Here is a 10,494-nt window from a genome sequence, read left to right as displayed (position 1 = left end):
ACTAGGCAGCCAGTCCCAGTCCGTCCCATCGATGCCAGGTCTCGTCGAGGTCCCCGCGCTCGACTTGTCACTGCGGCCGGATCCCCCCGAAGGAGAGGCGGGTACGACAGCCGCTCGGTGCCCAATCATCTCGTGATGCAGTCGCCGGAGATCGGATCCTGGCTCGACGTCGAGCTCGGCCCGCATCGTTCGGGCTGCGGATCGAAATACCGAGATCGCGCCGGCTACGTCGCCGCGCCGATGCAACGCCCTCATCAGCAGCAGCAGCGCCGGCTCTCGAATCGGATGAGCGGCAACCGTTCGCCACAGCAGCGGAAGAGCCTCCTCGACGCGGTCCGCCGCGAGGTGGAGACCCGCGAGGAACTCCACCGCGAGAAGGTGCTGTTCCTGCGCGGCCGCCACGTGAGCAGCCAGCGAAGCCCCGAGAGGCACACCCAGCAGGGGAGGGCCGCACCAGAGGGGCATCATCCTGCTCAGTAGTGACCGCGCGCTCTCCGGGTCGTCGCGGAGGTTGAACTGACGGGCCCGCTCAACCTGGTCGAGGAAGTGGAACAGATCCACGTCGTCGGTCGCGACCTCCAGCTGGTACCCGCCGCGCTGGCGTATCAGCACCCCCTGGCCGGCATCGTGCGCCTCGAAGGTGCGTCGCAGGTTGGCGGCGTAGGTCCGAACGTTCGGCACAGCCGATCGCGGTGGATCGTCTGGCCAGATCTCGTCGATCAATTCCTCTATGGCAACCGTCCGGCTCGGGCTCATCACCAGCTTGGCCAGAACGGTTCGTTGCTTCGGCGTACCGAGGTCCACTTCAGATGAACCAAAAGAGACCCGAAAGCCGCCAAGCACCTCAATCTTCACTTCTCGAACCCCTTGTGAGGCAGGCATTCGCGTGGGCGCACCTTAACAATGCGCATCGAGCCGGGTACACCCCAACGAGCGCTCGGAACGGCGGTAACATCGGCAATGTGCGACCTTGCCTACCCGGTCCGGCCAAGGCGAATCATCAAACGCGTCCGGTCAGATACTGCCCGGCAGCGGGGGATGACCCGCTCTCCGGCGTCCACTGTGCCTCTGCCTCGGCCAATCGTCGAGCGACGTCGAATTGCTCTGGCACTCCCATACGTCGAAAGATCGCCAACGCCCGCGCCCAGTGCCGGCGTGCCTCCGCCGGATCAGTGGACCTCAGGTGTTCGGCCAATCCAGCCAGGGCACGCCCTTGTTCGTAAGGGTGAGCGATCCGGGTGGCCACCCGCAGCGCCTCCCGATGCAGATCAATGAGCGTCACGGTGTCCGCCGAACCGGCCAGAGTCAACGCGAGATCATTGATGGCTGCCGCCTCGACGTGGGGTTCACCGGCATCGACAGCCATTCTCCGGGCAGCCTCGTGCTGGCGGGCCGCTTCACCGGCACGCCCGAGACCACGTAAGGCGACTCCGAGGTCGTTCCGGACCTCGGGCTCCGCATAGCGGTGGCCGGTACGTTCCCGCATGGCGAGCGCGGTCCGCAGTGCTCGCGCGGCCACGTCGTACCGGCCCATGCGGCACTTCACCGCGCCGATGTGACCGAGCGCGTTGAGCAGATGAAACTGGCTACCCAACTGGCGTCCGAGGTAGAGGTGCAGGCGGTGCACACGCAGGGCCTCGTCGTATCTTCCGAGCAACGCCAGTGCGAGGCCGAGGTTCGGCAGGTGGGTGGCGACTTCGTCGGCGTCCGAGATAAATCCCCTCCGTAGCCGCTCAAGCGCCGCGGCCACGGCCTTCTCCGGTTCACCGAGAATCCAGTAGATAGCTACCAGGTTCGCCTGGTAGCGCGCGAGGTTCATCAGATCACCACGGCGTTGGCAGATCTCCACGGCCTTCTCCAGGTTGGCCAACGCACCTGAATAGTTACCGGTCCGCAGATAGGCCGAGGCAAGATAGTTGTGCATCACGGCCACGGCGCCCTCGTCGCCGATAGTTTCCGCAGCCGCGAGGCCCTGGAGATTTGTCACTACGATGTCGTCGTAGCAACCTCGGGTGTAGAGGAAGCGCCACAGGACCCGCGCCAACTGCCACGCTTGTTGGTGGTGACCCCACTCACGGGCCCTACCGACGAGCAACACCAGGTTGACCCGCTCGGTTTCCAGCCACTTATCGGCGAGTTCGTGCTGCGTCCCGACCAGGTCGGGGCGACGCGGGGGGCCCAGCGAAACGTGGTTACGGATACGGCTTCTCTCAACGGTGTCCACCGCCGCCAGAGACATGTGCAGCATCAGGTCGAGTAGTTCCCCGAGTGCCGATCTCCGAACGTTCACCTGGTCCACTCGACTCGACAGATCGTGGGCGTACTGCCGAATCAGGTCGTGCATCCGGTACTGCCCCACTGCCGACTCGTCGATCAGGTGGCAGTCGAGCAGAGCGTCCAGGGCACCGACGGTGTCGTCGAGCGGCAGACCAGACAGCGCGCTGGCGACCAGCAGGCCGAACTCGTCACCAGGGTGCATGCTGAGCAGTCGGAACAGTCGTTGCGCCGGCTCCTTCAGCGAGGCGTACGAGGCGGCGAAGGCACCTGCCACACTGCGGTCACCCGAGGTCAGGTGGTCCAGCCGGCGCGCGTTGCTCGCCAGCAGCTTTGCCAGATCCGCCACTCGCCAGTTGGGGCGATGCGCCAGCCGGGAACCGGCGAGCCGGATCGCCAGTGGCAGGTGACCACAACTCTCCACTACCGCCACTGCCGCTTCGGGCTCCGCCGCCACCCGGTCAGCCCCCGCTGTGGAAGCCAGTAGCGCGACACCCTCAGCCGGCGCGAACAGCGGCAGAGACACCGGCGGATCGACGTCCAGGCCGTTGATCCGCCGACGCGACGTCACGATCACCATGGTTCCCGGCGCGCTGGGCAGCAACGGTCGGATCTGCGCGGCGTCGGCCGCGTTGTCCAGGACGACGATCACCTTGCGCCCTGCCAACTCGCGCCGCCACTGGTCGAGCCGACCTTCGAGGTCTGGCGGTATCCGGCTGGCAGGTGTGCCGAGTTGCCGCAGCAGCGGCGCTATCGCCGCCGCCGGGTGCAGCTTCTCGGCGGGGTCGTGACCTTTGAGATCGATAAACAACTGGGCGTCCGGAAACCGGTCGGCGAGCCGGTTGGCCACGTGTACGGCAAGCGTTGTCTTGCCGCTGCCGGCCATCCCGTCAATGAGGTGCACCGCGCAGGTGTGCTCTCCGGCTCGCAAGGTCGTGGACAACAGGTGCTCAACGGCGTCCGCACGACCCACGAAGTCCGGGACCGTCCTCGGGAGGTGGAAGAGCAGCCGTTGCGTCTGGCCAACGAAGGTGGCCGGCTCCTTCTCCAGCGCTTCGGCTGCTTCTGCTGGCTGAGGCTTCCCCTCATGCCGGACGATACGACCGTACAAGCGTTGCAGTTCCGCGCCGGGCTCGACGTTCAGTTGCTCACGCAGGGTTCGACGAGCTGCGGTGTACGCCGCGACGGCACCCGCGGAGTCTCCCCCGAGGTGGAGAGCCTGCATGAGCAACAGGTGAGCCGGCTCGCGCAGTGGATGTCTGATCAGCAGTTCCCGTAGCACCGGCAGGGCCTCGTCATAGCGCCCAAGCCGGATCTGCAGATCGCCGTACAGCTCGGTGGCCAGCAGTCGATCCTCGGTGGCAGCGGCCACCTGTGCGGAGAGCTGCGGTCCGAGGGCGATCCCGGTGAGCATCGGCCCACGCCAGCGGGCCAGCGCTCGGGCCAGGAGTCGCACCGCCTCCCGCTCGTCACCGCTGAGGAGTCGCCGTGCCTCGGTCACCTCTGCTCGAAAGGCACAGAGGTCCACGCTCTCGCAGTCGACTTCGAGGCGGTAACCGTCCCGAGAGCGGATCAACACCTCCCGACCGGGCAGCAGCGCCTCAAGACCGCGTCGCAAGTTAGCCGCATAAGTACGGACATTCGGTATAGCCGAGGGAGGCGGATCTTCGAACCACAGTTCATCGACGAGTTGTTCGACCGACACCAACTGCCCCGCGTTGCAGGCGAGCAGGGCGAGGACGGTTTGCTGCTTGGGCGTTCCAGGCGGTAGCGCCTGTGAGCCGAGGCGCACCGCGAGACCGCCGAGAACCTGAATCTGCACCCGGCCCCTCTGACCGCATTCAAAGGATCACTGTATGCAGCTTAGCGCCGCCGACACCCGGTACGTTGCACTCGGTCGCGGCAAGCTCAACCGAAGCGGCAGGAAACGAAGCAAGGCTCTCCGGCTAGAAGGACAGGTTACGCCGTAGAGAACAACTGAAGACCGCAGGCACCTCTAATCTGTACGTGCGCGCGCCTCCTCGCTCCGCAGTGGACAATGGCGTGGCGGCCTGCGGACGTACCGACATTCAAGTCGGCCCACAGCGCCGGTGCACGGCACCTGTTTGACCCGTCACACTGCCGGGTAGCAGGATCGTCTTTGCGTTCAGCTAACACCGAAAACAACCTATACGCGCGCTCCTGATTGAACGCTGCGCACGGACATCATAGACAGAACGTCACGAATCAGGACGGTATTGGCTGATAGAGAGCATAGCGACATTTAATATCGCTAAAAGCCAGGTTCTCTACTTAAGCTCCTCACACCACGCGAGGCGGGCACATTCAATCAGTAATCCCGCTTCCCAACGAGTGAGGAGTAGGGCATGAAAGGCAGCGAGTGGGCCTGAGGCTCCAACAAACTTCCCGTCCGGCCTTACCAAGGTAGGGTGACCTGAAGTAAGGCGCGACCTAAGGTGTCATGACACTCTTCGGGCAAGGCGGCACTGAGACCGATCGGCGGCTACGGCTGCTCGTCGGTCTCGTCGTCGTATCTGCGGGGATTGTCGTGATTGCATCGACAAGGCTCGTTCTGACCTCCACCACACCGAGGTCACTAGACGACTTCACGACAATCGCGACGGTCGTCTTTATGATCGCAGTGGGCATGTCAGTCAAGGCACGGATACGCATCCGGTCGACCACCCATCAGATCAACTGGAACGAGATGGCCATCGTGATCGGAGTGGCCGTCGCTCCGACCCCCTGGGTGGTGCTGTGCACCGGCATTGGCGTCGTGATCGCCACGTACCGGCTACCAGCCATCAAGATGGCTTTCAGCATTGGCAAGAACATCCTCGTTGCCTGGGCTGCCGGAGCGACGCTGGCTCTCTTGGACTGGTCCCGGCCAACGGACGACCTGCTCCGCATGTCGCTGGCGCTGGCGCTGGCCTACCTCGCCGCTGCGCTTGTCGATGATGTCCTCGCCATCCCGGTCATCGCCCTCGCCACCGGCACCAGGATCTCCCGACAGTTCCGAAACAACCTCGATCTCCGCGTCGGCGGCTTTTGCGTACGTTTCGCCGTTGCCCTCTGCACACTCCTCCTGCTTGAGATCGATACCCGGTTGCTGCTCGCCGTACCGCCGCTCGTGCTCAGTCTGCATCTGGCGTACTCAGGGAGGATTCGGCAGCGCACCGAGCAGCAGGTGTGGCAAAGGCTCGCCCAGACGACCGACGCGCTCAACGTGGTCGAGCTGGACGAGGTCCTGACCACCGCGGTCACCCGGGCCTCCGAGCTCTTCTCCGCCGACGAGGTGGAGGTCGAGCTGCGCGATGCCGACCGGGTGGTACGCGGCGGCGCCGACGGAGTCACCTACGACGGTCCGGCAGCCGAGCCCACCACCGTCCAGGGCGCGGTGGTCCCCGCCCGTCTGGAAGGGCACGACAAGACCGTCGACGTGGGCATGCTGCGGCTGCGCTTCCGGGGACCTGTGAAACTCTCCGAGCGGGAGCACTACACGCTGTACACCTTCGCCTCGGCACTGTGTACCGCCATCCGCAACGCCCAGGCGTACGCCGAACTCGCCCGGGTGGCCCGGGCCCACGCGCACGACGCGACGCACGACGCCCTCACCGGCCTGCCGAACCGGCGCCACCTGCTCGAAGCGGGCAACGACCACCTGCAGCAACGGCACGCCGACGGGGTGAGCGCCCTCGTCCTGATCGACCTCAACCACTTCAAGGAGGTAAACGACACCCTCGGTCACACCGCAGGTGACCAGATGCTCGCGGCCGTCGCCGAACGACTGCGCGCCGCCGCCCACGCCGAGGACCTGGTCGCCCGGCTCGGCGGTGACGAGTTCGCCGTACTCATGCGTGCCCTGCCCGCCCCCGCGGTCGCCGCCCACCGGGCCGAAACGCTGCTGGCGGCGCTGCACGAACCCTTCGACATCGAAGGCATGCGAATCAACGTGGAGGCCAGCGGCGGCATCGCCGCGGCTCCCGCCACCGGCGGCATGGTCGAACTGCTGCGTCGCGCGGACGTCGCCATGTACCAGGCCAAGCGGACCGGCCAACGCGTCGCCACCTACGCGTCCGCCCGGGACACCGCCGACCTGGGTCGCCTCACCCTCGGCGGCGACCTGCCCCGGGCCGTCGCCGACCACGAGTTCACAGTCAACTTCCAACCGATCGTCGACCTCGGCACCGGAGAGGTCATCGCCGCCGAAGCGCTGGCCCGGTGGCGTCACCCCACCCACGGCATGATCGACCCACTGCGTTTCCTGGAGACGATCGAACGCTCGGGACTCCTCCCGGCCTTCGCCGACGCCATCCTCGACCAGGCCCTGATCGCCGCGGGCACCTGGCGGGACGCCGGCTTCGACGTACCCGTGGCGGTGAACGTCTCCCCCCGCAGCCTGCTCGACGCCCGGTTCCCCGGTTCGGTGCTGGCTCGCCTGCGCGCCCACGACCTGCCACCGGACCGGCTGATCCTGGAACTGACCGAGACCCTCACCCTCAGTCAGCTCGACGTCGTCGACCAGGTGCTCACCCGGCTGCGCGACGCCGGAGTCCGGCTCGCCCTTGACGACTTCGGCACCGGCTACTCCTCGCTCTCGCTGCTCTCCCGGATCCCGGTGCATCAACTGAAGATCGACCGGAGCTTCGTCACCGCCATGGAATCCTCCACCGAGGCCGCCGCGATCATCCGCTCCACCCTTGATCTCGGTCGCAGCCTCGACCTCGCCGTGGTGGCCGAAGGCGTGGAGCGGGAGGCGCAACGGCACGCCCTCTGGGAACTGGGCTGCACCGCCGGCCAGGGTCATCTCTTCGCCCGCCCACTGCCCGCCGGTACGCTGCTCGCCGCCCTCCAGCGCGGCACCGGCGACCGGACCGGCTGCCTGGCTGTCGCCCTGCACGACGCCGGCGCGGTGGTCCGGCTACCGCAGGGACGCCGACAGGGTGGCCGGGGCCGCCACCAGCCGGCCTGACACACTTGCCCGGGTGAGCACGACCACCCCGACCCGCCGCCGTCCCGGGTGGTGGCACCGGATCGACACCGCCGCCGGGGGTCTCGCTCTCGACCTCGGCCTCTACGCCGTCTCCGCCGCCTTCGCCGCGGTCACCGCGGCCACCTCCACCCTCCTGCCACACCGGGCCTGGGGCGGCATAGCCGCACTCGGTTACCTCGCCGCGGCCTTCGTGGCGCTCGGTCAACTCCTGCTCCGGCGGCACCGGCCCGGCTCGACGCTTGTCGGACTGCCCGCGCGCTGGCTGGTCACCGTCCTCACCTGGAGCACCGTCGCCCTGCTACCGGTAGTCGTACAGAGCGTGCAGCGTGCGGCGGGGCGAACCGACCGTGCTCAGGAAGAGGTGCTCGTCGTCGAGGAGTCCGGTCGGCGGCTGGTGGAGACCGGCACGCCCTACCTGGGACCCGACGCCATCGCCGCGCTGCCGCCCGGCGAGCAGTTGCTCGGCTACACGCCGTACCAACCGGGGATGGCCCTGTTCGGGTTGCCCCGCGCGGCCACCGACGCGTGGTGGAGCGACGCCCGGGTCTGGTTCGCCGTCGGCACCGCCCTCGCCCTCCTGCTCGCCGTCCGCGTCCTGCGCCGACCCATGGGTACGGCCGCCGCGCTCGGCCCCGACGCCGCCCTGCTCCGCGGGGTCCAGGCCGCCACCGTCCTACCCGTCTGCGCGCTGACCCTCGCCACCGGCGGCGACGACCTGCCCGTGCTCGCGCTCTGCCTGCTGGCACTCGCGTTCGCCGCCACCGCACGACCCGGCTGGGCGGGCGTCGCCGTCGGGCTCGCCGGTGCGCTCAAACTGTTCGCCTGGCCGGTCGCCGCGGTCCTGGTCCTCTGGGGTATCTCCCGGCGGGTCGGCCTGCGGGTCGCCGCCGGTGCGCTCGGCCTCCCCGCCGCCGCGCTGCTGCCCACCCTGCTGGTGGACCGGGACGCCCTGGTGGAGAACGTGCTGCGGTTCCCCCTCGGGCACGGCCTGGTCTCCAGCCCGGCACAGTCACCGTTTCCCGGGCACCTGATCGCCGAGGCGCTGCCGGCAGGCCGGGCCGTGGCAGCGGCCCTGCTGGTCGCCGCGGCGGTGGCGATCGCCGTCCGGCTCGCCCGCCGTCCACCCCGCACCGCCCGCACGGCGGCACTCGTCTGCGGGTACGGGCTGCTCGTGGCGATCCTGTTGATGCCCACCACCCGGTTCGGCTATCTGCTCTATCCGGTGGCGTTCCTCGTCTGGGCAGCCGCACTCGACGTTCCCGGGATCCGGCAACCGGCGGGCGAAGAGGGCCCGCAGGGCGTAGACCTGAGGACATGACCACCTACCGCGACCGCACCGAGGCGGGCCGGGTGCTCGCCGACCGACTCACCGCCCTGATCGGCGAACCGGACGTCGTCGTGCTGGGCCTGGTACGCGGCGGCGTGCCGGTGGCCCAGGTCGTCGCCGAACGCCTCGGCGCACCACTTGATGTGCTCGTGGTCCGCAAGCTCGGCATGCCATGGGCGCCCGAGGTCGCCTTCGGCGCGCTCGGTCCGGCCGGCGTACGCGTGCTCAACGACATGGTGGCCAGGCAGCTCGACCCCGGCGACATCGCCGACGTAGAGCGCCGGGAGCAGGCGGAACTGGAGCGGCGGGAGCATCTCTACCGGGCCGGGCGGCCACCGCTGGAGCTGACCGGGCGCACCGCGGTCATCGTCGACGACGGGCTGGCCACCGGCGCCACCGCCCGGGCCGCCGTGCAGGTGGCTCGTCATCTCGGCGCCCGCCGAGTGGTGGCCGCCGTCCCGGTCAGCGCCCAGGAGGCGTACGAGATGCTCGCCGACGAAGCTGACCAGGTGATCTGTGCCCAGCGGCCGGAAGCCTTCACCGCCGTCGGGGCGTACTACGACGACTTCCACGAGGTTTCCGACGACGAGGTGACGGCGGCGCTGACCGCTACCGCGTGAGTCGACCAGGTACCGTCGGGTGATGAGCCTGACCTGTCCCAAGTGTCACGGAGAAATGCGTCAGTACGAGCGCAGTGGCGTCGTCATCGACCAGTGCGGCGAGTGCCGGGGGATCTTCCTCGACCGCGGCGAGTTGGAGAAGCTGTTCGAGGCGGAGGCCAACTGGAGCGCGCAGCAGACCCCCGCCGCGCCGCAGCCAGCCCAGCACGCCCCCCAGCCGGGCGGCTACCAGCCCCCGCCGCCCCCGCCGCCCGCGCCGCACCAGCCCGGTTACGGTGCGGTGCCGCCGCCCCCGCCTCCACAGCACGGCTACCCGGCCCCGGCACCCGCCTACGGCCACAGCCAGCAGCACTACGGCTACCACGGGCACTACCGCCGGAAGAAGCGTAAGAGCTTCCTCGACGACATGTTCGGCTGAGCCGTTCAGCCCCGGAAGGCCGGTCCGGCCGAATGGCCGGACCGGTCACCGGTGCCTCAGCCCGGCCAGCCCACAGCTTGAGCCCGTCGTTGCCCAGCTGAAACCGGATCCGGCCGCGACCCGGCATCGCCCGGCAGGTCGCTGAACGTGCCGGCGGTCGGCGGGTGTGGGACGCTGCCGGCATGGCGTCGCGAGCTTCGCACATCGCATTGGCCAATGCGTACGACGGCATCAGCACCGTAGTGGCAGACCTGGACGACAGCGATCTCCAGCGACCGACCCGATGTCGGGGATGGCTTGTCGCAGACCTGCTCTTCCACGTGCTCTGCGATGCGCAGCGGGCGCTCGTCGCCCTGGCCAGCCCCGCCGCCCCACCGGCGACAGTCGACTCCGTCAGCTACTGGCACGCGTTCCCCGGCGGTACCGGAAACGCCAGGCACGCCTGGTGGGCTCGTCGCTCTGCGGCTGCATTCGAGAGTCCGTCGGGAGTGGTCCAACTCTGGGCCGACACGGCACCGGCCGCGGTACGCGCCGCCGGCAGCGCCGATCCGACAAGCTTCGTCACCACCCAGGGTCACGTGCTGCGGGTAGCCGATCTGCTGGACACGCTCACCACCGAGGCCGTGGTCCATCATCTCGACCTGGTCCTGGACCTGCCGGGCGCATCCCTACCTGGTCCGGCCGCGACCCGGATCGCGACAGCCACAGTGGACGCCCTGCTCGGCGCTGCCGCCACCCGACCGGCCGGCTGGAACGACCACGACTACCTGCTGAAGGCCACCGGGCGAGTACCCCTCGGCGAACCGGAGCGGCGTGCTCTCGGCGGGTCCGCAGCCCGTTTCCCGGTGCTCGGCTGAGCCGG

At 68.5% G+C, this 10,494-nt stretch carries 7 protein-coding genes; 5 read left to right on the top strand and 2 right to left on the bottom strand.

All coding sequences use genetic code 11. From position 1 onward, the window contains the following. Both Van01_RS09820 and Van01_RS09815 read right to left on the bottom strand, forming a co-directional pair. Positions 1–855 (bottom strand): AfsR/SARP family transcriptional regulator (locus tag Van01_RS09820; protein WP_204004413.1); only part of this gene is annotated, 855 nt, incomplete at its 3' end. Between the two features lie 145 nt (positions 856–1,000). Continuing rightward, entirely contained in the window at positions 1,001–4,096 is a 3,096-nt protein-coding gene (locus tag Van01_RS09815) for an AfsR/SARP family transcriptional regulator (RefSeq protein WP_204004410.1), read from the bottom strand. A gap of 639 nt (positions 4,097–4,735) precedes the next feature. Between Van01_RS09815 and Van01_RS09810 the strand changes: the two genes are divergently transcribed. From Van01_RS09810 to Van01_RS09790, 5 genes are all read left to right on the top strand, one after another. Then, a complete protein-coding gene (locus Van01_RS09810; RefSeq protein ID WP_204004406.1) occupies positions 4,736–7,246 on the top strand; it encodes a putative bifunctional diguanylate cyclase/phosphodiesterase in 2,511 nt (836 codons plus the stop codon). A 13-nt stretch (positions 7,247–7,259) separates the two neighbouring features. Beyond that, positions 7,260–8,585 (top strand): glycosyltransferase 87 family protein, encoded by a 1,326-nt coding sequence (locus Van01_RS09805; protein ID WP_204004403.1) that lies wholly within the window; start codon positions 7,260–7,262, stop codon positions 8,583–8,585. After that, positions 8,582–9,214 (top strand): phosphoribosyltransferase, encoded by a 633-nt coding sequence (locus Van01_RS09800; RefSeq protein WP_204004384.1) that lies wholly within the window; start codon positions 8,582–8,584, stop codon positions 9,212–9,214. The genes Van01_RS09805 and Van01_RS09800 overlap by 4 nt, the downstream gene beginning before the upstream one ends. Positions 9,215–9,233: 19 nt before the next feature. Then, positions 9,234–9,632, top strand: a complete 399-nt coding sequence (locus Van01_RS09795; RefSeq protein WP_204004381.1) for a TFIIB-type zinc ribbon-containing protein — start codon at positions 9,234–9,236, stop codon at positions 9,630–9,632. 182 nt (positions 9,633–9,814) lie between these two features. Beyond that, positions 9,815–10,489, top strand: a complete 675-nt coding sequence (locus Van01_RS09790; protein ID WP_204004378.1) for a maleylpyruvate isomerase N-terminal domain-containing protein — start codon at positions 9,815–9,817, stop codon at positions 10,487–10,489. Positions 10,490–10,494 lie beyond the last annotated feature (5 nt).

The sequence above is a fragment of the Micromonospora andamanensis genome, assembly GCF_016863495.1.
In the GTDB taxonomy this organism is placed as follows: Bacteria; Actinomycetota; Actinomycetes; order Mycobacteriales; family Micromonosporaceae; genus Micromonospora; species Micromonospora andamanensis.
This window is presented reverse-complemented; position numbering and strand designations above follow the sequence as displayed.

Coding starts and splice junctions, on each gene's coding strand:
- Van01_RS09810 (WP_204004406.1), top strand. CDS start 4,736: ATGACACTCTTCGGGCAAGGCGGCACTGAGACCGATCGGCGGCTACGG.
- Van01_RS09800 (WP_204004384.1), top strand. CDS start 8,582: ATGACCACCTACCGCGACCGCACCGAGGCGGGCCGGGTGCTCGCCGAC.
- Van01_RS09790 (WP_204004378.1), top strand. CDS start 9,815: ATGGCGTCGCGAGCTTCGCACATCGCATTGGCCAATGCGTACGACGGC.